This is a genomic window from Psychrobacter immobilis, from assembly GCF_904846235.1.
GTDB classification, from domain to species: Bacteria; Pseudomonadota; Gammaproteobacteria; order Pseudomonadales; family Moraxellaceae; genus Psychrobacter; species Psychrobacter immobilis_C.
Map to the genome: position 1 here is coordinate 76,983 of NZ_CAJGZN010000013.1, position 23,837 is coordinate 100,819.

A 23,837-nucleotide genomic window follows, 5' to 3' on the forward strand; every position below is an offset into this window, starting at 1 on the left:
AAATAAGACTGTGTGAAGATTAAAAAAAAGGGGCAGTCTTGGATAATTTTACTTATCCAAGATTGCCCCTTTTTTAATAGGCTTTTACTGCTTATCAGTTTCTACTGTATAAGTGGTAAATTTAAAGCTTAAATCGCTCTTTTCATCATGCATCTGCTCAGATTCGTCTGCTACTTTAAAGCGTTCTGGCAACTCAGGGTAAAAGGCATCGCCGTCAGCAATGTCAGTATCTACATGAGTCAGCTCAATACGGTCCGTATACATCAGAGCGTCACTAAATACTCGCTCGCCGCCAATCACCCAAATCGTATCGAGATGCGCGCCATGAGCAAGGCTAGCTGCTTGTGTCAGAGCATCATCTAGATTGTGTACCACATAAGCATTGCTGCTATCTGCAAGACCTTTCGTCTCAGCATAATCCATCTGTGTCGTAACAATAAAGCTCACACGCTTTGGTAATGGTTTACTACCCATTGACTCAAATGTTTTGCGACCCATGATCACGATACCTTGAATCTTGCTATCGTTTTCTTTGGTCGTCATGCTTTTGAAATGTTGCAAATCTGCTGAGATATGCCACGGTAGCTCATTGTTTTTGCCGATACAGCGATTGCTACTAATAGCAGCGATTTGGGCAACTTCGGTATGGGCATAGCTCATAATATATCCTTTTTATTATATTCTTAAATTTTGCTCTGATTCAGTATAGTTAACCAGACTAACTTTATACGGCAACTTTGGCTTTGATAGCAGGGTGCGACTCATAGTCATTGACGTTAATGTCTTCGTACTCAAACGCAAATATGTCTTTTACTTCAGGGTTCAAAGACAATGTTGGCAGTTTATATAGCGAGCGTGTCAACTGTAGCTCGGCCTGCTCACGGTGGTTTTGATAGATATGGCAATCACCACCTGTCCAGACAAACTCTCCAACTTCTAGACCACATACCTGCGCGACCATATGAGTCAATAGCGCATAGCTCGCAATATTAAAAGGCACGCCTAGGAATATTATAACCCCTAATTTATGCACAAGACGCCTAATAACATAGCCTTAATAGCTATAATAGCATTGTGCACTTTTAATTCTGCACAATATGGGTTATACATACAAGGTTATTATACCTGATTTTAAAATATCACTGCTAATAGAAGGTCTTGTTTATTTCTTTTAGTTGTACTAAGGCATATAAAACGTGATTGCTCCAACATTAAAACTCACCCTAAAGCCCTATCAATCAACGCATCGGTAAGCTGAACCTGTGTCTCTTGAGACTGCTGTAGCTTAACTTTTAACTGATCGCAAATAGCCATTAGTTCATCGACTTTAGCAACGATACGGTGTTGTTCAGCTAGAGGAGGTATAGGAATTAAAAATTTTGATATATTTCCCATGCTAAGATTAGCTCTTGCATTGTCGAGCCTTTCCTAAAAAGTGTGTAACTATCATTTAGATTGTAGAAGTACTTACACGAAATTTAGGAAAGGCTCGTTCATAGACAGTATGAAGGTATTTACTACCTGGCAATCAACAACTTTACAGCAACCTCAAAAAGACACTCATCTTTGATAGTAATACTAACTTTGCCATTATGAGCATTGGCGATAGCTTGCACAATAGATAAGCCTAAGCCTGTTCCTGAATGCATCGTATTCGTTTTATCATGACGATAGAATCGCTCAAACAGTTTATCGGCTTCAATCTGATTTAATGGTTTGTCTAGACGGTTGGTCATAGTTATTCTTAACCAGAGCTGCTCTGGGGATTGAATATCGTCTTTTGGCGCATTAAGCGAGGTGCTTGAAGTGAGGACAGTAGCGGATATCATAATAGTGCTATTACTAGCCGCATAATAAATCGCATTTGACATCAGGTTGGCAAACAGCCGTTGCAATAAGCCTTTATCACCTAGTACTGTTTTAAAATCACCCGATTTTTCAAAGATTATCTCACGATCCTCAGCAATCATCTCATAATAATCTATAAGCTTTGTGATCAAGCTCTCTATATCGACATGACTGATTTGCGAATCACTCAGCTCTTTTTGAGTTTTTGCCAGTAATAACATATCGTTAATCATGGCGGATAACTGCTTTAACGTATCATGCTGATGATGCAATTGCTCAATGTATTCGTCGCTTTCTCTTGGCTTAGTTAACATGACTTGCGTTTGCGTACTCAGCGTCGCTATTGGCGTACGTAGCTCATGGGCGATATTGTCTGAAAACCGTGATAATGATTCAAAGTTACTTTCAAGCTTGACCATCATAGAATTATAAGACTCCGTTAGTGGACGTAATTCTAACGGCATATCGCCAACCACAATTCTTTCATCTAACCTTTGAAGATTAATGCCTTTCATCTTTTGTACGATAGTAGCTAGGGGAGCAAAACCCCAGTGTACACTTAGTGCTGCTACTGAAACCAATAATAAGGTAATGGCGATAAGTATCAAGCTCAGCTGGCGATTAAACTGGATAAGATATTGATGATGCACATCGATAGGTAGAGCAATAAATGCCAAAACCTCTTGATGTGTAATGATAATGGCTCGGTAATGCCTATTATTTATCTTGATCATAAACTGCTGATCGCGATAGTCCTGCAATAGTTGTAACAAGCTAAAATCTGCCGGTAGATCATTGATGAAATTACTGGGATCGCTGGATAATAATTTGCCATTTTTATCTGATACTAAGGTTTTTAAATCATAATCCAGCCAAGAAGAATGTAGATGATTGGCATCAATTAGCGCTTGCGACTTTGATACTGTGAATGGTTCTATGTGATCTTCCAAACTAACCATACGTTTGCGCAGGTTAAAAGCTGCATGAGTAAGGATTTCTGAGTCCAATTGCTCAAAGTGTCCACTCACAGAGCGCTGAACCCATGCGTAGATAATAACCTGAGAGATAATAACGAACAATGTCAGTAAAAAAATAGTTCGCCATAACAGTGACCAACGCCGATTCTTAGATTTATGTCTCATTTGATGTCAGACTGTCTTTATTAATACTATCGTCGCCCATGCCACTATCCACGTCGACAGCCAGTGGCTCTAACTTGTAGCCCATTCCGCGTACCGTATGAATCAGCTTTATATCAAATCCATCATCAATTTTTATCCGCAAGCGCCTTATAGCCACGTCAATGACATTCGTATCACTCTCAAAGTTTATATCCCATACTTGCGAGGCGATCACAGTGCGCGGCAGTACCTCACCTTGACGTTCTAAGAAAAGTTGTAATAAAGCAAACTCTTTAGCAGTCAATTTTATATTAGTGTTGCCTCTATGAACGGTGCGTTTGGCAATATCCATTTTCAGATCAGCTATGTGTATGACCGAGCTTTTATAATCAGATTGATTGGCACGGCGCAATAGGCTTTTTATTCTAACAATCAGTTCAGCAAAAGCAAAAGGCTTGGTCAGATAATCATCGCCACCAATTTCAATACCTTTGATCCGATCGCTTAAATCATCTTTAGCCGTTAAAAATAAAACTGGCGTATGTTTTCCAGCAGCTCGGTAGCGCTGTACCAACTCAAAGCCACTGACGTCAGGTAGCATGACATCCATCAAAACCACACTAAAATCTTCAGTCATTAACGCATGATAGCCATCTAAACCTGTCATGTGATGATCCACGATGAAACCGGCCTCAGTTAAGCCTTTCTTAATATATTCTCCAAGGTTTTTCTCATCTTCTACTAACAGTACTTTCATCGTTGCTTACCTTTATATCATTATAGTTGTCAACAGCGTATCACTAACATTGTTAGCTTATCAGCCATATATTTATCAGGAACCCTTGTTATAACAGTGTTCTTTGGATAGAGACAGATGCTGGTATTTGGTTTTAATGACAAGAAGATGACAATATTATGCTGTTCCTAACGAACATGTAATATCCGTGTCATCTAGCTGTCAGCCACCATTTAGTATTCTAAATCAACTCCGCATATTGGCTTGTCTCTGATACAGACTGCCTCTACGGTAAAGCAATTATCCTACTTAAACAGTTTGTTATTTATCTTTAAAGGGTCTTATATGAAAAATTATAGTTCATTAAAAAAAGCAGCTTTGCTTTCAGTATCGATGTTAGTGGGCATGTCAGCGGCCAATGCGCATACCACAAACTTAGATGCTTCTGTTCTCGGTAATTGTGATGCGCTCACTAGTTTTGCAAGAAACGCAGATCATAATGATGCACAAATGTCCAAAGAGCAAAAGAAAAGTTATGTCGACGCCAGAGTGGCTTGTCAGGTTCAACATCAAGATCAACATTTGCAGTCTGAAAAGTATTTTGTAGAAAAATATGGTAGCGATCGTGATAGTAATGCTGAAGCCATATTAAATGAATATATCGCGCATTAGAATCTAAAGCAGTGAGAATGACAGAATTGTAATCTTAACGTCATCTGCCAGTCAGAATAAATGATGTATCATTTAGGCTGGTTTAACAGCTATTGAACTCAATAACCTTTAATCCAAACAATAGGAATTAATCATGTCACAATTTAAATTACTGTCTAAATCAATCGCAATGACGGTCATCGCTCTTGTCGTATCGACCTCAGCTATGGCGCATGATCCAAAATTGCATGCTAAAAAAGATCAAATGAACTGTGAAAAAATGCAAAAGAATATGCAAATGATGCAAAAAATGGATCATAGCAAGATGGATATGAAAGATCCTGCTATGAAAGCAATGATGGCTAACATGGGTAAAATGAAGCAAATGTACCAAAAAAACTGCGTTACTAACGACAGTAAATCTTAAAAATTTTAGCTCTGCTAAATAGCAGTCAACACTTAACGAAAATAAAGTTTTAGGAAAATATATGAAATTTTTATTGGGTGCGCTCTTTACCGTATTTGTGGCAATCGTTGGCGTGTTTGCGGTTGTTACTAGTGGTGTTGTCAATGTGGGAGCTGACCAAGAGCATAGCCCAATGATGTTTAGCTTTTTGGAAACCGCTCGCAATCGTTCCATAGCAAATGCCAGTAAAGATATTGTGGTACCAGACTTAGAGAAGGTCGATATCAGCTCTGGGGGCGCGGACTATAAGGATATGTGTGCAGGCTGTCACTTGTCTCCGGGAGTGGCACAAACTGACTTTAGTGAGGGCTTATATCCAAAGCCGCCCAACTTTACCAAGGCTGATATTGTCAAACGTTATCAAACAGAAGACGGTGCAAAGCAAGGCTTTTGGGCAATCAAGCACGGTATTATGGCATCTGGAATGCCTACGTGGGGCGCGTCCCATGATGACGCTAGAATGTGGGCAATGGTTGCTTTTATCAGATCGTTACCTGAATTAGATGAAGCTCAGTACACGATGCTAACCACTAGGATAGATGGCGATATGATGGACATGTCATTTGACGGTGATATGAATATGTCGGATGATGGATCTGGAATGCAGCATTAATACTTTCTAGATATGAAAGCCTCCTAACTCACGGTTGTCGCTATCACCAATGTAGTACTGAACAGTGCTGCATTTAATGTTTTTAGTTAAGTACATAAGAATTCAAATATAGGGTGTAAGTTTTTAGAATATCGAGCATAATAATAGACGTTTAGGAGTAATTTAATGAGACATTACACACATGTGCTTTCTAATGGACATAGCTGGTTATCCGGTCGTGTCCTTTTATTGGTGGTGACATCGTCACTCTCGTTAACGCTAGCCGCTTGCAGCCAATCTAATACCAGTGGCTCTGATTCTCAACCAGTAAAGGTTGAACAGTCTGCTACCCAGAATGCACAAGTACAAAATGAAAGTTCTGCTCCTACAAATGCTCCCGTTAACAGCTCGTCATCATTACTCAAAAACGTCTCAGCCACGGTTTATAAAGATGCCAACTGCGGCTGCTGTAAAGAATGGGTAGGCTATGCCGAAGGTCATGGTCTAAGCGCAACTGCGCAAGACGTTACAGATTTATCTTTATTTAAAGAGCGTTATGGCGTACCACAGCAAATGCGCTCTTGTCATACCACCGTTACCACCGACGGTTTTGTCTTTGAAGGGCATGTCCCTGCTAAACACATGGCTGAATTCTTAGCAAATCCTCCTGCACAAGCTATTGGACTTGCCGTACCGAGTATGCCGGTTGGTAGCCCCGGTATGGAGTATGAAGGTAAATTCATGCCTTATAAGGTAATGCAGCTTAATAAAGACGGCACCACAGAAGTCTATGCTGCTATTGAGTCTCCTCAGCAGCAGCTGTAGTTCTATTAATAAGTTATCAGATATATAAGTTCAACTCTCATTTCATGGATTAACTTAGGTCAATATTATGAATAAAAACAGATTTAACCGCAGGCGTTTTTTGACAGGGTCATCCACCTTGCTCGGCGCGTCGATGCTATCCACACTACCGACGATGGCTAATAGTGCTTTAACTAAAAGCCAAAATGTCGTAGTCAATAGTGATAGAGCCGATCACATTGTACCTATACTAACGGGTAATGAATTTGATCTTTATGTCAGTGAGAAGATGATAACGGTCAACGGCAAGTCAAGCATGGCAACGCTGATAAATGACTCACTGCCTGCGCCAACGCTTAAGATGCAAGAAGGCGATACGGTCACCATTCGAGTCCATAATCAGCTGAATGAGTCGACCTCTATTCACTGGCATGGCCTCTTAGTGCCGTTTGAGATGGATGGCGTACCGGGTATCAGCTTTGATGGTATTCCTGCGGGTAGCACCTTCACGTACAAATTTAAACTGATACAGTCAGGCACTTATTGGTATCACTCGCATACTGGCTTCCAAGAACAAACCGGTATGCGCGGGGCCATCGTCATTGAGCCGAAAGGGCGCGAACGTCATCCTATCGAGGAAGACCATGTCATTTTGCTCAGTGATTGGACGCATCGCGATCCGCATAATCTGCTAAAACTACTTAAGCAGCGTGCTGACTTTGATAATTATCATCTGCCAGACTTTAAAAAGCTATTGTCCGATATTGCCGCTACGGATCTTGAGGCGGCTTTTGATAAGCGCAAAACGTGGAATCAGGTGCGGATGATGCCGACAGACTTTACTGATTTATCTGGTGAGACCACGTTTACTTATCTTATGAATGGTAAAACCACAGCGGCTAACTGGACGCAACTTGTCAAGGCTGGACAGCCTGTCAAACTACGTTTTATTAATGGTTCAGCGCAGACGATATTTGATGTACGCATCCCCGGCCTAAAAATGAAAGTCGTCGCGACGGATGGGATTGATGTCAGTCCCGTCGATATCGATGATTTCCGTATTGGGGTGGCCGAGACTTATGATGTCATCGTGACGCCCACTAAAGACGCGCATACCATATTTGCTCAAAACATAGATCGGTCAGGCTATGTTGCGACAACGCTTGCTACCAAAAAAGGTGCTCGTCCTGCGATACCTGCTATGGACAAAATCGAATGGCTGACGATGGCCGACATGATGGGCGCCATGGGATCGAATGGCTATAACGCTAAACATGCCAAAACAGAATATGACTTTAAGTCCGATATGCGCGTTGATAGTCCGCGTATGAACCTTGATGACCCTGGTATTAATCTACGTAACATTGATAGAAAGGTTTTGAATTATAGTCAGTTGCGCTCTGTCGGCGATGAGATAATGGCAGAGCAGCGCAAACCCACCAGAGAGATTGAAATACATCTGACGGGAAACATGGAGCGCTATATTTGGGCTCTAGACGGGGTTATGTTCAAAGATGCCGCACCGGTCAATATTAAGCCGGGTGAGCGCGTACGTATTACCTTAGTCAATGACACCATGATGAATCATCCCATGCATTTGCATGGTATGTGGAGCGATCTGCGGATGCCTTCAGGTGAGTTTCAAGTACGTAAGCATACGATAATGGTACAGCCTGCACAAAAGATAAGCTTTGATGTCACCGGAGAAGCTGGCAGATGGGCATGGCATTGCCACTTGCTCTATCACATGGAAGCAGGGATGTTTAGAGAAGTTGCCGTTGTTTAAGCAAATCTTTGGTTGATAGGTGAGAGATGAGATGAAAATACATAAAGTAGGTTTACGGTTCGCCGGGGTATCATCATTGGTATTATTAGCATCATCATTTGCTAATGCTGCTGACCCGTCCACGGTTAAAAAAGACATGACTATGTCAGATATGGACCATAGTAGTATGGACATGTCGAACATGGATCATGGCAGTATGGACATGTCTGGTATGGATATGTCAGATATGGATCACAGCAGCATGGATATGTCGGGCAATATGTCAGGCGATATGTCAGATATGGACCATAGTGGCATGGATATGTCAGGCGATATGTCGGATATGGATCATAGTGGTATGGATATGTCAGGTGACATGTCAGATATGGATCATAGTGGCATGGATATGTCGGGCGATATGTCAGGTATGGATCATAGTGGCATGGATATGTCGGGCATGGATCATGGCAGTATGGACATGTCAGGAATGCAAGGTGGCGAAGCACCAGCCGATGCTCGAAGCCCTGACTACTCGAACGGTGTTCCCTATGGTCGCTTTGGTAAGCCTGTGATGATGGGTAGCTTACCGTTATGGGGTGTGTCAGTAGAAACTTTGGGCTATCAGTTTGAGAATGACCAAATCGATTTTGAGTTTGATACGTGGTACGGTACTGATAGTAATCGTGTCACTCTACGCAGTGAAGGTAGTGCTCAAACTAACGATGATAAAGAGATCGATAGTCTAAGCTCACTCGCTTATTGGAAGCCGCTCGGTATCCTCTGGAATGGAGAAGCGGGTATTGCTTATAATACTGAAAACGATAAGTCCGCAATCATGGCAGGCATTGCTGGTACGGCGCCGTACTTCGTTGAGACTGACGCAAGAGCTTATCTATATACTGATGGTCAAGTCCAGCTTGATCTTGGGGCAGCGTACGAGTGGCGCTTAGATCAGCGTTGGGTGGTCAGACCAGAGCTGGAGCTGACTGCCTTTAGTAAAGATGATACCGATAACGGTATTACTAAAGGCTTTAATGAGTTTGAAGCTGAAGTTAGGCTGGCTTATGAGACATTCAGTCGTCAGCTCGCGCCTTATGTTGGTTTCAGCTACGAGAGCGCCTTGGGTGATGCGCGAGACTTACGTCGTCAAGAGGACGAAGACGTTGATTCTAATAGTCTGACTGCTGGTGTGATGTTTTGGTTCTAGTGTTAACCATGTAAGTAACAACAGTTTATAACACTAGCTCTAAAAAAAGGCACCTCTTTATTTAGGTGCCTTTTTACTAAATTAAGGACAAGAATATGAATAACCATATGGATAATAAACAGAAGCAAATGAACCCTTATGTAAAGTTCACAATCATGATTTTAACATCCACAGTGGTGATGTTTATCATGATGTATTTTAATACTTATCAATGGGATCACGTTTATTTTAGCGAAACCAGAGCTTATATGGCGTTATATATGGGCGCTATGATGGCTATTATTATGCTCGCCTTTATGACCAATATGTATAAAAAGACTAAGGTCAATCTAATGGTTTATGGGATTAGTGTCGTGCTATTTGCCTTTGGTTTATGGGGCGTTAGATCACAACAAACGGTCGATCAAGTGGATTGGATGCAGGCGATGATACCGCATCACTCGATTGCTATTTTGACCAGTTCGCGTGCTGATATCGAAGATCCACGTGTACGTCAGCTTGCTGATGACATTATCGAAGCACAAAAGCGTGAAATCGGTGAGATGCAAGCACTTATTGATGAGTTGGAATAATATATTATGATACCAATAAGTAAGCTCTTCTTTAAAAACTATTTACTATATCGCGTCTTTTAATTCTAACTATACCTACTCCTTACTTCAAAAATAACCTGTAAAACTGAAGTTCTACGAAGAAATAAATTAAGGTCGAATAAGTATGAAGCAAGATAGAACGACTCGCTATCAGAAGGATAGTTTGACATTATCAGGAACAGTTATGCTAGGTACCGGTGTCATGATCGGTGCTGGTATTTTCGCTCTGACCGGTCAGATGGCTCAGATGACGGGTTCGCTTTTCCCACTTGCTTTTCTAGCCGCCGCAATCGTTGTTTCTTTTAGTGCCTATTCTTATATCAAAATCTCTAACGCTTACCCGTCGGCTGGCGGTGTTGCAATGTACCTGCATCAGGCATACGGAGATCGTTTACCGACTGGATTTAATGCCCTGCTGATGTATTTCTCCATGGTTATAGCGCAGAGCTTTTTGGCCCGGACGTTCGGGTCATACACTATGCAGTTATTCGGTGGCGATGACAGCGGTCGCATGGTATCCATCCTTGGCGCCGCGCTTATTCTTGCTGCGTTCTTTATCAATTTACTTGGTAATCGTTGGATTCAGGGGGTTGCATCGGTTATCGGTATTATAAAAATTGTCGGTATTCTTATATTCGGGTTGGTTGGTATCTGGCTAGCTGATAGCTTTGCAGTTGATTCTTCTACATTAGATGACACTAATACTGTTGGTGACTTTCTTGGCGCAACGGCGCTAGGCATACTGGCATTTAAAGGCTTTACCACGATTACCAACAGTGGCTCGGAAGTAAAAAATCCTCATCGCAACGTCGGCCGTGCCATTGTAATATCAATCGCAATATGCGTAGTTATTTACACTCTAGTCGGTTTCGCGGTGTCTAGTAATCTATCTCTTGCCGAAATCATCGAAACTAAAGATTACTCCTTGGCTGCCGCCGCACGCCCAGCACTTGGCGACTATGGTCTATGGTTCACAGTTGCAATCGCAATGGTAGCTACCGCTGGCGGCCTCCTTGCTAGCATCTTCGCAGTCTCTCGTATGCTTGCTATGTTGACTGAGATGAAGCTGGTGCCTCATCGTCATTTGGGAATGCCGGGAAGCGTTCAAAAACATACGTTGGTCTATACTGTGGTGTTGGGTTTAGCTTTTACGACGTTATTTGACTTATCACGAATTGCAGCGCTTGGCATTGTTTTCTATCTAATTATGGATATCGCCATTCATTGGGGTGTTTTGCGATACCTTCGTCAGGATATAAAGGCGGTGATGTGGGTGCCTATAGTGGCCATACTTCTTGACCTGTTGGTTCTCGGCGGTTTTGTCTGGATTAAACTAAACTCAGATCCATTCGTACTTGGCGTAGCAGTCGTCACTATTGTAGTGATTGCTGTGGCTGAGCAGGTTTACCTGAAATCTTCAGCGAGGAAAAAAGCTATCGAAAAAGATACGCTTGCAGACCATCATTGACAGTAACATCAAAGAGTTTACAGAAAATTGTTTGGTTAAAAATTGCATAGATTTAAGCGTCTGCTTACTATCTTCAAGAATTGATTTCATGCAATACGATATTCATAAAGACAACAGGGAAAGTAAGCTATGAATGAGTCATTTAATCACGCTGGAACTTGGGGTCTCGCACTAATTGTTATTGTTCTGATTTCTTGGTTCTTTTACCGTTATTTCGCACCAAAGAACTGGCGTGAATGGGCGGGTGCTGGTGTAGTTCAGGCTTTCATTATTGCACTTTACGCAGAAATGTATGGCTTTCCGCTCACTATATATTTATTAGTACGGTTTTTTGGTTTGGACAGCCAATATGTCAGCGCTAGCTTATGGTCGACCCTTGTTGGTTTAGGTGAGACAGGCATGATGATCTCAATGCTACTCGGCTATGCTATTGCATTTTTAGGAGTCGGTCTTTTTGCTCAAGGTTGGCGCCAAGTCCACAAAGCACGAGGGGAAAATCGTTTAGTAACTGATGGACTCTATGCCTACGTACGTCATCCTCAGTACACCGGGTTGTTTATTGCACTGTTCGGTGAGGGTGTGGTGCATTGGCCAACTCTGTTTTCAATCGGTCTGTTTCCAGTGATTGTGCTTGTATACACATGGTTAGCTCGACGTGAGGAACGGCATATGTTTGAAGAGTTTGGTAAAGACTACCTTGCTTACAAACAGCAAGTGCCAATGTTTATTCCTCAATGGGGTCAATGGCGTCAACTTGCCGCCGCCGCACGAGTTAAAAAGTAATATCAATACAGGATAAAGCTTTAATTCATACAAATCCTTAGAGTTAGCATGGTTAGATACGATTGGTTATCTTGAGCTTGAACCACATCATACAATAGTGAGGATTACTAAGATGGTCAAATCAAACTTAACAACAAGTACTTTAAGGATTGCCCCTGTTGGCAACAGTGTATCGTTGTTTCTACTCATTAGTTACCTGTTATGCATAGGCTTTGGCTTACTTGCACCCGAACAGATAAGTATGCATGAAGCTTGGGCGCCTCTGCTACCTGGCTTTGAGTGGTTGACGTGGACAGGTTTTCTAATTGGACTTGTAGAATCATATCTTTACGGTTGGTATTTCGCCATCTTGTTCGTGCCACTATATCGTTGGTTCGCAAAATAGGTCGAAGGTATTAGTGTATTAATAGTCAGCAAACCTTTTCAATTTGAGTAAATCGATTGCGCTAGTATTTATTAGTAGAATCAAGTGGATTGGATGCAGGCGATGATACCGCATCACTCGATTGCTATTTTGACCAGTTCGCGTGCTGATATCGAAGATCCACGTGTACGCCAGCTTGCTGATGACATTATCGAAGCACAAAAGCGTGAAATCGGTGAGATGCAAGCGCTTATTGAAGAGTTGGAGTGATCACAGTTTAGACTGAGGAGAAATCATAATGAATGGGTCAATGCATGGCATGATGAACGGCTCAATGATGTATGGCATGGGCTGGGTTATGATGCTTATCTGTTTGTTATTCACCCTACTATTTTTCGCAGTACTAGTACTAACAATCATGGCACTGCTCAAGTATTTGCGTGATAAAAACTAAATTCCAATTGAAAAGTATAGAAATTATTTTTTAGAGGTTTTTAGATTAATGATTAGATGAATAGCAATCGAGGATTGATGATAGTGCTTTAAGAGTTGTACTTATTATCAATATTTATTGTCTTCAAGGAGTGGTTTTATGAAACATATTGCCGATGAAAAATCTATCAAAGGTGGTCAGCACGATAAAGTACCGGAAAATTATAGCGGTACGGTCTATATTTGTCCTATGCATCCAGAAGTAAGAGATGTTGAAAAAAGTGACTGCCCAATATGTGGCATGTTTCTTAAACCTGAAGACGAGGTTGCTGAATCCAACAGTAATGAGGGCAGTCATGCGCATTGTCATAAAGCGGATGCTAATAATAGTACTGAGTTAAAGTCTGTCGAAGGCAATAAGTACGACAAGATACCAGAAAATTATAACGGCACGATTTATATTTGTCCTATGCATCCAGAAGTAAGAGATGTTGAAAAAAGTGACTGCCCAATATGTGGCATGTTTCTTAAACCTGAAGACGAAGTTGCTAAAGATGATAGTCACGCTAGCTGTCATGGAAAGGATACTGATAGTAGCGGAGTAAAATCTGTTAAAGGCGGTAAATACGATAAAGTACCTGCTGATTACGATGGCACGGTATATACCTGTCCTATGCATCCTGAAGTGAGAGACGTTAGAAATAGCGGTTGTCCGATATGTGGTATGGCGCTTGAGCCCGAAACGCTTACTATCGGTGAAGAGGACACCTCAGAGCTTGACGACATGACTCGTCGTTTTTGGATATGTACCGTGTTGACTGTACCGCTATTAATATATGTGATGAGCGGTATGTTTGACTTAAACGTAGTTAATTTTAGTCAGTATGGTATCTCTTCAAAGATCTTACAATGGGCTGAGTTAGTGCTCGCGACCCCTGTAGTGCTTTGGGGCGCCGCCCCGTTTTTCGTCCGTGGCTGGCAGTCTATAAAAAGCCGCAATCTAAATATGTTTACCTTGATTGCGATAGGCGTAGGCGCTGCTTATATTTTTAGTATTGTCGCGACCTTTTTTCCCGATATTTTCCCAGACAGTTTCAGAGATGCCTCTGGTCAAGTCGGAGTCTACTATGAAGCGGCAGCGGTCATTGTGACCTTGGTGCTACTGGGTCAAGTATTAGAGCTCAAAGCTAGAAGTCAAACTTCAGGTGCGATTAGAGCTTTGCTTGAGCTCGCACCACCAACCGCAAGACGTGTCGATGAAAACGGTGAAGAAGTCGAAGTCTCGCTTGATGAGGTCGTCACTGGCGATAAGCTACGGGTTAAACCAGGTGAGAAACTACCCGTAGATGGTACAGTGATCGATGGTAATAGTAATGTTGATGAATCAATGGTGACGGGTGAGCCAATCCCTGTATCAAAAGTAGCAGGAGATACAGTGACTGGTGGTACGGTAAATGGCACCGGAACGCTATTAGTCGAAGCGGTCAATGTTGGAGCAGATTCAGTATTATCTAAAATTGTACAAATGGTTGCTGAAGCCCAGCGTAGCCGCGCACCTATACAGAAATTGGTAGATCAAGTGGCGGGTTGGTTCGTACCTATTGTTATTGTCACCTCTATCATAACCTTTATTGTCTGGGCGATATTCGGCCCTGAGCCCGCTATGACCTATGCTTTGGTTAACGCGATTGCGGTACTGATTATTGCTTGTCCTTGTGCCCTTGGTCTAGCGACGCCGATGTCCATTATGGTTGGTACCGGCAAAGGCGCGCAAAACGGCGTCCTCATCAAAAATGCTGAAGCGTTAGAGAGTATGGAAAAAGTCGATACCATTGTCGTCGACAAGACCGGAACACTGACCGCTGGTAAGCCCGAGCTTACCGCAATTGATGCGCAGGTAGGTCAAGATGAAGACGAGTTCCTCGCATTGGTAGCCTCAGTAGAAAGCGCTAGCGAGCATCCTTTAGCAGAAGCTATCGTTAGAGCAGCTCAAGAAAGATCACTCATTATTCCTAAAGCTACTGACTTTAATTCGACTACTGGCGAAGGCGTACAAGCCGTGGTCGATGGTAAGAAAGTCGCTATTGGTAACTCTAAGCTTATGGAAAGCCTAAATAGTTTTGATAATGAGCTGTCCACTAAAGCAGATGTCCGTAGAAAAGACGGTGAAACGGTAATGTTTGTGGCTATAGACGGTAAAGCTGCTGGTATTATTTCAGTTGCTGACCCTATTAAACCAAGCACTAAAGAGGCTATTTCACTGCTTCATGACGCAGGTTTAAAAGTTGTGATGCTAACCGGTGACAACGAAAAAACCGCGCAGGCAGTCGCCAATAAACTAGGTATTGATGAAGTTCATGCGGATGTCTCACCAGAGGATAAAAACCGTATCGTCAAAGAAATGCAAGACAGCGGTAAATTGGTCGCTATGGCGGGTGATGGTATCAACGACGCACCAGCGCTAGCGCAAGCTAATGTTGGTATCGCTATGGGAACCGGTACCGATGTGGCGATGGAGAGTGCGGGCATTACCCTGCTAAAAGGTGATTTAATGGGCATTGCCAAAGCTTATAAGCTTAGCCGCGCCACCATGCGCAATATCAGACAGAATCTGTTTTTTGCCTTTATCTACAATGCACTTGGTGTTCCTATTGCCGCAGGTGTGCTCTATCCCATATTTGGGCTTCTGCTCAGTCCGATGATAGCAGCGGCAGCGATGAGCTTGTCGTCATTCTCGGTGATTGCTAACGCGCTGCGATTGCGCCGTTTGAAACTATAATTCTGGTACGGTAAAAAGTGTTCTAAAGCACACTGACACATACTGGTCTAAACAAGATCACAAAATATAAGGATACCGTTATGGGCAGCTTTTCTATTACACATTGGCTGATTTTATTGGTCGTAGTGGTGGTCGTATTTGGTACTGCCAAGCTTAAAAATGCAGGTAAAGATTTAGGCGGTGCGGTGAAGGGTTTTAAAGAAGCGGTCAAAGATGAAGAACCCGAGAATGCTCGCAAAAATCATGTGCTTAGCCATGAAAATAGTACGCCAGCTGCAAGTAATGATTTAAATACGCGTGTAGGTAATCAGGCTGATGATATGGAAATCAGCCCTATTTCCACTGATGACCAGCCTAAAGTATGAAGCGCGCCGCTTATAAATAGCGGCACTAAGTAGTCTATTAATATATGTGACTGTTATGTTTGATATTGGGTTTTCCGAATTACTCTTGTTTGGCGTCATTGCTTTAATCGTATTGGGCCCAGAAAAACTGCCGCAAGCCGCACGTACCGCTGGGCAATGGTATGCCAAACTGCGCCGTACAGTATCCACTCTACAATCTGAAATAGAAGCTGAGCTTGATCTAGCTGAAACACGTCAACAAATGCAAAATGAACTTGCGAAAATCCGTCAGACCGAGTCGGATATGAAGCGCGAATTAGCAGAAATGCGTGGCAGTATGCAAAAGTTTGAGCAGTCACAGAACCAAAGCCTAGACGCTTCACATCAGTCAATCACCCCTTATGATAAAGACCATCAACAGAATACTACCTCCTCGTTCATTAAACAGGAGGCGGATCAGTGAGCCTATTTAAACGGCAAAAAAGTCGACAAGAAAAAATAACAGATATAGAGTTTGAGGCGCCAACAGATACAACACAGAATAGTGAGTCTGGAGATACGTTAGGTACGCTTGGCGATATGCCTATTACCGGACATTTAATCGAGCTGCGTACGCACTTAATAAGAATATGCGTGGTCGTCTTAATTATATTCTTAGTATTGGTGGGATTTTCACGCGAGCTTTATAATCTTTTATCAGACCCATTAGTGGCGCAGTTACCCATCAATTCGACCATGATTGCCACTGATATAACGTCAAACTTTATGGCACCCATTCGCTTAACGATATTCGTCGCCGCATTTTTAGCAATGCCTTATATCCTGTATCAAATTTGGTCATTTGTAGCTTCCGGCTTATATAAAAAAGAGAAGAAAATTGCCATTCCTGTACTGCTATCTTCGATATTTCTATTTTATGCTGGTGTTGCTTTTTCCTACTTTGTCGTACTCAAAGGGGTATTGAAATTTTTTATTATGTTCGCTCCGCAGAACGTTATACCAATGACCGATATTGACAGTTATCTGAGCTTTGCCCTCAAGCTATTTATGGTGTTTGGACTGACTTTTGAGATTCCAGTGGTTACCTTATTGCTGATAATGGCCGGAATCGTTTCTACTCAAAGTTTAGAAGATAAGCGTCGTTATATCATAGTTGGCTGTTTTGGGATCGCCGCGGTAGTGACACCGCCTGATGGTGTATCAATGCTGTTGTTGGCGATTCCTATGTGGCTATTGTTTGAGCTGGGTTTACTCTTAGCAAAGATATTAATTAAAAATGAACGAAATAATGATTTAGTCTCAGGGAATGAAACATTAGAAAGTAGCTAGCACTACTTAAACACGCCAAGTACCTTTTTTACTTTTTACTAGAGTATGTCAGCGTGAGTACTCTACTTAGCGACGGACTCTAAATGGAACACCTAACCAGCAACAACGAGAAAAATGACGGTCTTGCAAATCGACTTAACCAAGAGTGCTACTGCATTACCCTTGATCGTAAAGCGCTTAATACAAGCCTTCAAGATCAATTGGTAGAAACTAGAAACAATCCAATAGGAGCGAACGAGCTTAATAAGCTTTTTTCAGCAACACCCGTGTTCGTTCCCAAAACAGAGATAGAGGCGATGGAGCGAATCGTCAGGGCTATCGAGTCAGCTGCCGAACTGCCATTGTATCAAGAGCAAGTGCTGTCGTGGGCACCCAATATCGCGGCTTTCGATCCGGGGCCAATAGGGGCCTTTATGGGTTATGACTTTCACTTAGGGAGCGATGACCCCAAGCTTATTGAGATCAATACCAATGCTGGAGGCGCATTTTTAAACGTAGCACTTGCCCGCGCACAAAAACACTGCTGTCGCCCCTCAGAGCAAAGCGCTGCAACCAATCAAATGCTAGATAGGTTCGAGGAAGCAGTGTTTGACATGTTCAAACAGGAATGGCAGCGACAGTCCGCTGTTGCTATGCCCAATCGGATAGCCATTGTGGACAATGACCCCGAGAGTCAGTTCATGTTCTTAGAGTTTGAGTTAGCCTGTCAACTGCTCCAAGCTAGAGGCATTGATACTGTGATACTTGATCCCTCTGAACTCGAGTATATCGACGGTACGTTAACAGCCCATGGCCAGAAAATCGATATGATTTACAATCGGCTTGTCGACTTTGCATTTGAGGACCCTGACCATGTATTGCTTAAGCAGGCTTATTTAGAGGGTGCTGTGGTAGTGACACCCAATCCCCGCGTACATGCTATGTTGGCCAATAAGCAAAACCTGACATTGCTATCAGACTCCCAAATATTGCGCTCTTGGGGTCTGGATGAGGCTGCAGTGGAGTGCCTCGAAAGGTCTGTACCGAGGACTAAGATTGTATCAAGAGACGATGCAGCAGAGTTGTGGCTTACTCGGCGGCAACTGTTTTTTAAGCCAGTTGCTGGTCATGGAAGCAAAGGCGTTTATCGCGGTAGCAAACTGACTCGACGCGTCTTCGAAAACATTCTGGATGAAGATTATATCGCACAGACCTTTGTCCCTGCAGGAGAGAGATCACTCAAAATTGATGACATCGTAACAACAAGAAAGGTAGATATACGTCTTTATACGTATGGCGGAAAACTGTTACTACCTGCTGCGCGTGTGTATCAAGGTCAGGTGACTAACTTCCGTACGCCAGGCGGTGGATTCGCGCCTGTCTTTCAGGTGTGATCGTCTAGGTCTTATTTAGATGGCATTAGGCTGTTATAAGTCCGGTTAACTAATTGGTGGTGTGTCAAAAAGTATGCTGATTAAAACTTGAACAATTTTTGAAGCCTTGAAAGCCCTATAGAATCAGAGAACTTAGCATAGATTTCTTATTGACTTCTATCGCCAGCATACTTTTTAGAACACCACCAGATATCCATATAGCGTCTGATTATATTCAAAGTTTATTTGGTAATATCCAATCGCTAATTGAATCAAATGATATTGTAGAAATCAAAAAAATATAGCTGTATTCGGAGTTATGATGAAGTATTCTTCAAATTAACATAGAGACTTAGAAAGCTAACATAAAAATGGGAGCTCTAAGCTCCTATTTTTTGAGTGAACCGTACCGGGTTTGGAGACCCTCCGACATAGTGTCGTCTAGCCCTGCTTTAACACCCGATAAACCGTAGCTACCCCAACACCAACCGCCTTAGCGATCTCCTCTTTTGTCATATTGTTTTGACTGGCTAATTCTTTAATACGATTGTGTTTCGTTGTATTAGGCTTCTTACCAGTGGGCTTATAACCACTGTTCGCCAACCCCTGCTTAATACGCTCTCTACGCTTATCGTTATCAAGCTTTGCCATCGTTGCTAATAAGTCGATCAGCATATGGTTAATCACTGTTAGGATCTCACCTGTCATGCCTTTACTTACCGTATGCGTAGTTGGTAGATCAGCCACCACCAATCGCAAGCCCTTGTCTTTGATGCGCTGCTTTAGAATTGCAAAATCATCTTGAGATAGCCTGCTTAATCTATCCACACTTTCGACCAACAGAATATCGCCTTCCTCAGCGTCATTGAGTAACAGAGTGAGTACTGGTCTATCAAGCTTCGTACCACTGAAATGCTCAACGTACTCAACATGCTTATCATCATAGCTTTGGCTAAAGCTAATCAAGTCAGACAAGGCTCTCTTAGCGTCTTGATCCTTAGTACTGGCTCTCACATAAATACGAACAGTCATAACGCCACCCCTATCACTTAGACTTAATAATTAATGTTCATTGATAATAGACAGATATTACTATCATTTAATATTAGAAACAAGTCTACTGATAGATAAATTATCGTTTAGAGGATTTACGTTTTAGGTATAGGCTAATGATAGGAAAAAAGCACAGCAACCAGTCCTATAATTCTAAAGTCTGTTATAGATGGTTCCATATTAACAGTCTATTATGAGTGGTCTATTAATGGGTTTGAGGGGTGAAATAACTGGTTCCCTTGGGGTATAGCTTTTGAAACCATTCTTCTTTATATTGTCACTTAGACAGGCTGGGCATTTGATGTATAGTGTCATTTGCATTTCACTATTTATCAATTTCTCAGCCTGTTTTTTTCCAGCCTACTTTTTGAACCACCACCCGGATATAAATGTAGCTATGAATAAAACAACTTTTAAAATATCGAAGATGGACTGCCCTTCGGAGGAAAACCTAATCCGAATGAAATTAGAGGGCCACTCGAATATTGAACATCTTGAGTTCGACATTCCTAACCGTCAATTAACTGTGTTTCATCATGACAATATAGAAGGGATAGAGACTGCTATTCATGACCTAAAATTAGGAGACACCCTACTCTCGACCGAAACCATTGACCCCTCTGATCCCAACAATAATTTTAAAATTGATGCTGATTCTAGTCACAAAAAAGATGCTGAGCAAAGAAAGCTACTATGGATAGTGCTGGTCATTAACTTTGCTTTCTTTATTATTGAAATGAGCACGGGACTGATTTCTCGTTCGATGGGGTTGGTCGCCGACAGCTTAGATATGTTAGCAGATAGCTTCGTGTACGGAATTAGCTTATTTGCGGTCGGTGGAACGGTCATTAAGAAAAAACGGATTGCTAGAATTGCCGGATATTTTCAAATTACGCTAGCGATTCTTGGTTTTTTAGAAGTACTAAGACGTTTCTTTGGCAATGAGCAGTTACCTGACTTTTCTACCATGATAGTCATATCGATTCTTGCGCTAATTGCAAACTCGATTTGCCTCTATTTACTACAAAAATCGAAAAGCAAAGAAGAAGCCCATATGCAAGCCAGTATGATTTTCACTTCAAACGATGTGATTATCAATTTAGGGGTAATTGTTGCAGGGATTTTGGTTAATTGGTTACACTCTAGTACGCCTGATTTGATTATTGGTAGCATCGTATTTGCTTTAGTTATTCAGGGCGCCTTTAGAATATTGAAGTTGAGTAAGTAGCCAAGCCTAATAACTGAAGCAAATAGCTCAAGTAAGTAGCTTAATTAAACCGCTAAGTGTAAAGTAACTGGGTTTGAAGCAAATAAACATCATAAGGATATGAGACTTCAAGCAATGATTGAACAAACTTTAAATCTAGTCACCACCAAAGACCATCAGCAAGTTGCCGTTTGGCGAATAATAGATGATGAAGTCTTTGATAAGAATCTGGGAGACCTTCCTAAATTTTGTGTAAGCATTTAATCTAAACGGCAGTTACACAGAATCTGGGATGGTCTCTTCAAGTCCTCACTAGCGCACCGATCATAGATAGAATATCTATGGTAAGTACATCATGAAGTACACTGTGGCTATCTCAGCAAGTTGAAACCTTAATACCATTAGCTCACAGCCAAAGATTCAAGTCCTCACTAGGGAACCGCGCATTCTGCGCATAAAGGTACATTATGGTAAATGGTTTTAGATAGAATGATTCGGTTTCATTGGATCCATTGGGGCATAGCCTGTTGATAAGTTATTAAGACAATTAGTTGTTACGAACAGGTTTGTACAATTGAGCCTTGAAACTTTATAATGCTCAATGAAATCAAAAGGTAAAATGTATTGTCCACGCAGTTCAACAAAAATCACCTTTTGAGATAAGTTTGTAGTCCAACTAAGGTTATTGAATGAAACAGTATCTAGATTTATGTCAACGTATAGTTGATGAGGGTGTATGGGTCGAGAATGAACGGACTGGAAAACGCTGCTTAACCGTTATTAATGCTGATTTAAACTACAATGTAGGAGCTAATGAGTTTCCCTTAGTAACTACTCGAAAGAGTTATTGGAAAGCAGCTATCGCAGAATTATTAGGGTATCTACGTGGTTATGATAGCGCAGCTCAGTTTCGAGCTATTGGATGTAATACATGGAACGCTAATGCCAATGAAAATGAAGCTTGGTTAGCTAATCCTTATCGTAAAGGTAAGGATGATATGGGCCGAGTTTATGGTGTACAGGGGCGCAGGTGGCGTAATTCAGTAGGAGAGGAGTTTGACCAGCTTCATAAGATCTATGATAACTTGCGAAACGGTATTGATGACCGAGGTGAAGTTCTAACCTTCTACAATCCAGGTGAGTTTCATATGGGATGTTTACGTCCTTGTATGCATACCCATACGTTTTCGTTGTTAGGTGGCAAGCTTTATTTGACTTCATCACAACGTTCATGTGATGTACCATTAGGTCAAAATTTTAATCAGATTCAAGTGTTTACCTTACTAGCTCTCATGGCTCAAATTACGGGCCACGAGGCCGGAAAAGCTTATCATAAGATCGTAAATGCACATATTTATGAAGATCAATTACAATTAATGCGTGACGTGCAATTAAAACGCGAACCTTATCCGGCACCTAAGCTTCATATTAACCCTGAAATTAAGTCTCTCGAAGATATTGAAACATGGGTAACATTGGATGATTTTAGAGTTGAAGGATACCAGTATCATGAGTCTATTGCCTATCCATTCTCAGTTTGATATCAGCATAAAGTGAAAGCTGAGAAAAGTGATAAATTTCTATTAGGCATAAAGTATCAGTATATGTGATTTATGCTATAGGGTATATGCTTATTAGCTAAGCTCTTGCTAGCTCTTAAGTACAAGGAAATTAAGTTTATACTTTTATAACAAAGGTGGTCTCGATAGATTAGTGCATCAGCTGGTTCGGTGTTGCATCTTTTAAAGCTAACATTTGTCTCAGTTTTTTAATCTCCTGTCTAGCTTCTAATAACGACCTTTTATCTGTATCAGATTGTTTTTTATAATAATCTCGTGACTCTTTCATTTTTTGTAACCGTTTATCTGAGTGTTGAGCGACTCTTTTTATATCTTGATATTCATTAAACCAGTAGATAACCTCATTTTGTGCTTGAATCATCTTTGCTTCAAGCACATTCTTAACATCAGCGTTATCTATAGCTTTTTTTTCTTTACGCGATTTCTCTTCAGCTTTTCTGATATCTTTGATCTGGTTTAGCTTTTGGACAGGCCAACCACGGTTTGTAATAGTATTTCGATGAATACCAGTCATCTTCGAAAGTTGCGCTATAGTGGGTTTTAGTTTTTTGTTATTTTGAAGATCTATTAAGGCAATATTTAGAGCAGAAGTTATTGCTTCATAGTCGTCATTATTTTTTTGATCATAAGCTTCATTACTCATAGTTCGATTGCCTCACCAAGATTTTCTAACACCATTTTTGCTTCGTTCATTGCTGATAGAATTTGCTCTCGATTGTCTGAATATTCTGGTTTATTGAGGTTGGTTTTATTTAACATGTAAACTTCACGCCATTTAGGAGCATGCTTGGTAGTTACAACGGCTTGTTTGCATCGAGCTGGGTTACAACGTAGTGAACCAATACATGGTAGGCTTGAGTCATACTCTTCTGCTCTACCACCATAGCAAAGCCCTTGTCCCATATAGACCATGGCAACCCCTTGATCTACCATAGCCTCATAAATCTCATCCTCTGTGTATCCTTCAGCCATATATCCACTAAACGTCTTGATCAGACCTTTTTTATGCTCACTCGCTTTACCACCATAATATGTACCATTTGGATTATGGGCAGTTTTAATAGCATCTAATTCAGCTGCTCGGCGCAGTGATTTCGTATCACCTTTTCGGTTGCCGTCTTTTGACAGCATCTCACCTATATCACCGTAGCCTAACGTAACTGACGAGGTAGCGCCAGTAGATGTGTACTTAGAGATGCTCTCTACAAAATGTTTCAATTGAAACGATATAAGAGGGGTAACCCTCCCAAACTTAAGACACCTAATAAATAGAATTAAGCTGCCTGATTGAGTTTCTGTATCGGTGTAAAACCGCCATTGCCCATGTTTGGGCGCTTATGATTATAATGGTATAACCAGTTTT

Annotated in this window: 24 protein-coding genes and 5 pseudogenes; 20 read left to right on the forward strand and 9 right to left on the reverse strand. The window is 41.6% G+C overall.

Features of this window, described 5'->3' with window-relative positions; genetic code table 11:
• Positions 1–84: 84 nt before the first annotated feature.
• The 5 genes and pseudogenes from JMX07_RS09855 to JMX07_RS09875 all read right to left on the reverse strand — a co-directional run bounded on the left by JMX07_RS09855 (position 85) and on the right by JMX07_RS09875 (position 3,726).
• The gene (locus JMX07_RS09855; protein ID WP_201607705.1) at positions 85–660 is read right to left on the reverse strand and encodes a dihydrofolate reductase; all 576 of its coding nucleotides are present in this window, start codon (positions 658–660) and stop codon (positions 85–87) included.
• Between the two features lie 64 nt (positions 661–724).
• Positions 725–1,012: pseudogene (gene thyA / locus JMX07_RS09860) on the reverse strand (thymidylate synthase); the annotation flags it as partial.
• Positions 1,013–1,218: 206 nt separating this feature from the next.
• Positions 1,219–1,398 (reverse strand): annotated as a pseudogene (locus JMX07_RS09865) (restriction endonuclease subunit S); the annotation flags it as partial.
• A 119-nt stretch (positions 1,399–1,517) separates the two neighbouring features.
• Positions 1,518–2,990 carry an ATP-binding protein gene (locus tag JMX07_RS09870; protein WP_201607707.1) on the reverse strand — a complete coding sequence of 491 codons (1,473 nt, stop codon included), beginning with the start codon at positions 2,988–2,990 and terminating at the stop codon, positions 1,518–1,520.
• Positions 2,980–3,726: a heavy metal response regulator transcription factor gene (locus JMX07_RS09875; protein WP_045448100.1), complete on the reverse strand. Its 747-nt coding sequence runs from the start codon at positions 3,724–3,726 to the stop codon at positions 2,980–2,982. Before JMX07_RS09875 ends, JMX07_RS09870 begins: the two co-directional genes overlap by 11 nt.
• 324 nt (positions 3,727–4,050) lie before the next feature.
• Between JMX07_RS09875 and JMX07_RS09880 the strand changes: the two genes are divergently transcribed.
• From JMX07_RS09880 to JMX07_RS09960, 18 genes and pseudogenes are all read left to right on the forward strand, one after another.
• Positions 4,051–4,377, forward strand: a complete 327-nt coding sequence (locus JMX07_RS09880) for a hypothetical protein (protein ID WP_165596721.1) — start codon at positions 4,051–4,053, stop codon at positions 4,375–4,377.
• A gap of 133 nt (positions 4,378–4,510) precedes the next feature.
• Positions 4,511–4,783: a hypothetical protein gene (locus tag JMX07_RS09885; protein ID WP_101205939.1), complete on the forward strand. Its 273-nt coding sequence runs from the start codon at positions 4,511–4,513 to the stop codon at positions 4,781–4,783.
• Between the two features lie 61 nt (positions 4,784–4,844).
• Positions 4,845–5,435 (forward strand): c-type cytochrome, encoded by a 591-nt coding sequence (locus tag JMX07_RS09890; protein WP_101205938.1) that lies wholly within the window; start codon positions 4,845–4,847, stop codon positions 5,433–5,435.
• Between the two features lie 165 nt (positions 5,436–5,600).
• Positions 5,601–6,239, forward strand: a complete 639-nt coding sequence (locus tag JMX07_RS09895) for a DUF411 domain-containing protein (protein ID WP_101205937.1) — start codon at positions 5,601–5,603, stop codon at positions 6,237–6,239.
• Between the two features lie 67 nt (positions 6,240–6,306).
• On the forward strand, positions 6,307–8,004 hold the full coding sequence (locus tag JMX07_RS09900; protein WP_201607708.1) for a copper resistance system multicopper oxidase: 1,698 nt from the start codon (positions 6,307–6,309) through the stop codon (positions 8,002–8,004).
• A gap of 31 nt (positions 8,005–8,035) precedes the next feature.
• Positions 8,036–9,190, forward strand: coding sequence for a copper resistance protein B (locus JMX07_RS09905; RefSeq protein WP_201551693.1), 1,155 nt, complete (start codon positions 8,036–8,038; stop codon positions 9,188–9,190).
• A 95-nt stretch (positions 9,191–9,285) separates the two neighbouring features.
• A complete protein-coding gene (locus JMX07_RS09910; protein WP_037059145.1) occupies positions 9,286–9,762 on the forward strand; it encodes a DUF305 domain-containing protein in 477 nt (158 codons plus the stop codon).
• A 145-nt stretch (positions 9,763–9,907) separates the two neighbouring features.
• Positions 9,908–11,251 (forward strand): APC family permease, encoded by a 1,344-nt coding sequence (locus JMX07_RS09915; protein WP_068037337.1) that lies wholly within the window; start codon positions 9,908–9,910, stop codon positions 11,249–11,251.
• 129 nt (positions 11,252–11,380) lie between these two features.
• On the forward strand, positions 11,381–12,034 hold the full coding sequence (locus tag JMX07_RS09920) for a methyltransferase family protein (RefSeq protein WP_068037334.1): 654 nt from the start codon (positions 11,381–11,383) through the stop codon (positions 12,032–12,034).
• A gap of 112 nt (positions 12,035–12,146) precedes the next feature.
• Complete coding sequence (locus JMX07_RS13730; RefSeq protein ID WP_227674518.1) at positions 12,147–12,419, forward strand: DUF5676 family membrane protein; 273 nt, start codon at positions 12,147–12,149, stop codon at positions 12,417–12,419.
• A gap of 78 nt (positions 12,420–12,497) precedes the next feature.
• Positions 12,498–12,668: pseudogene (locus tag JMX07_RS09925) on the forward strand (DUF305 domain-containing protein); the annotation flags it as partial.
• A 28-nt stretch (positions 12,669–12,696) separates the two neighbouring features.
• Positions 12,697–12,852 (forward strand): hypothetical protein, encoded by a 156-nt coding sequence (locus JMX07_RS09930; protein WP_156770962.1) that lies wholly within the window; start codon positions 12,697–12,699, stop codon positions 12,850–12,852.
• Between the two features lie 138 nt (positions 12,853–12,990).
• Positions 12,991–15,609 carry a copper-transporting P-type ATPase gene (locus tag JMX07_RS09935; RefSeq protein WP_201607710.1) on the forward strand — a complete coding sequence of 873 codons (2,619 nt, stop codon included), beginning with the start codon at positions 12,991–12,993 and terminating at the stop codon, positions 15,607–15,609.
• An 80-nt stretch (positions 15,610–15,689) separates the two neighbouring features.
• A complete protein-coding gene (gene tatA, locus JMX07_RS09940) occupies positions 15,690–15,974 on the forward strand; it encodes a Sec-independent protein translocase subunit TatA (RefSeq protein WP_011959992.1) in 285 nt (94 codons plus the stop codon).
• 55 nt (positions 15,975–16,029) lie between these two features.
• Positions 16,030–16,416 (forward strand): Sec-independent protein translocase protein TatB, encoded by a 387-nt coding sequence (gene tatB, locus JMX07_RS09945; RefSeq protein WP_036599454.1) that lies wholly within the window; start codon positions 16,030–16,032, stop codon positions 16,414–16,416.
• Complete coding sequence (gene tatC, locus JMX07_RS09950) at positions 16,413–17,282, forward strand: twin-arginine translocase subunit TatC (protein WP_068037325.1); 870 nt, start codon at positions 16,413–16,415, stop codon at positions 17,280–17,282. Before tatB ends, tatC begins: the two co-directional genes overlap by 4 nt.
• A gap of 83 nt (positions 17,283–17,365) precedes the next feature.
• Positions 17,366–18,655: a hypothetical protein gene (locus JMX07_RS09955; protein ID WP_201607712.1), complete on the forward strand. Its 1,290-nt coding sequence runs from the start codon at positions 17,366–17,368 to the stop codon at positions 18,653–18,655.
• A 188-nt stretch (positions 18,656–18,843) separates the two neighbouring features.
• A pseudogene (locus tag JMX07_RS09960) lies at positions 18,844–18,939 on the forward strand (antibiotic biosynthesis monooxygenase); the annotation flags it as partial.
• A 136-nt stretch (positions 18,940–19,075) separates the two neighbouring features.
• Here the strand turns inward: JMX07_RS09960 and JMX07_RS09965 are convergent.
• Positions 19,076–19,666, reverse strand: a complete 591-nt coding sequence (locus JMX07_RS09965) for a recombinase family protein (protein ID WP_189586930.1) — start codon at positions 19,664–19,666, stop codon at positions 19,076–19,078.
• Positions 19,667–19,933: 267 nt separating this feature from the next.
• A pseudogene (locus JMX07_RS09970) lies at positions 19,934–20,008 on the reverse strand (IS1 family transposase); the annotation flags it as partial.
• Between the two features lie 76 nt (positions 20,009–20,084).
• Between JMX07_RS09970 and JMX07_RS09975 the strand changes: the two are divergent.
• Positions 20,085–20,915 carry a cation transporter gene (locus JMX07_RS09975; RefSeq protein WP_087814222.1) on the forward strand — a complete coding sequence of 277 codons (831 nt, stop codon included), beginning with the start codon at positions 20,085–20,087 and terminating at the stop codon, positions 20,913–20,915.
• Between the two features lie 668 nt (positions 20,916–21,583).
• Positions 21,584–22,435, forward strand: a complete 852-nt coding sequence (locus JMX07_RS09980; RefSeq protein ID WP_201607714.1) for a thymidylate synthase — start codon at positions 21,584–21,586, stop codon at positions 22,433–22,435.
• 169 nt (positions 22,436–22,604) lie between these two features.
• Here JMX07_RS09980 and JMX07_RS09985 read toward each other — a convergent pair whose 3' ends face one another.
• Together JMX07_RS09985 and JMX07_RS09990 are read right to left on the reverse strand one after the other, a co-directional pair.
• Positions 22,605–23,117: a hypothetical protein gene (locus tag JMX07_RS09985; RefSeq protein ID WP_201607715.1), complete on the reverse strand. Its 513-nt coding sequence runs from the start codon at positions 23,115–23,117 to the stop codon at positions 22,605–22,607.
• Positions 23,114–23,692: a hypothetical protein gene (locus JMX07_RS09990; protein ID WP_227684767.1), complete on the reverse strand. Its 579-nt coding sequence runs from the start codon at positions 23,690–23,692 to the stop codon at positions 23,114–23,116. Before JMX07_RS09990 ends, JMX07_RS09985 begins: the two co-directional genes overlap by 4 nt.
• Positions 23,693–23,837 lie beyond the last annotated feature (145 nt).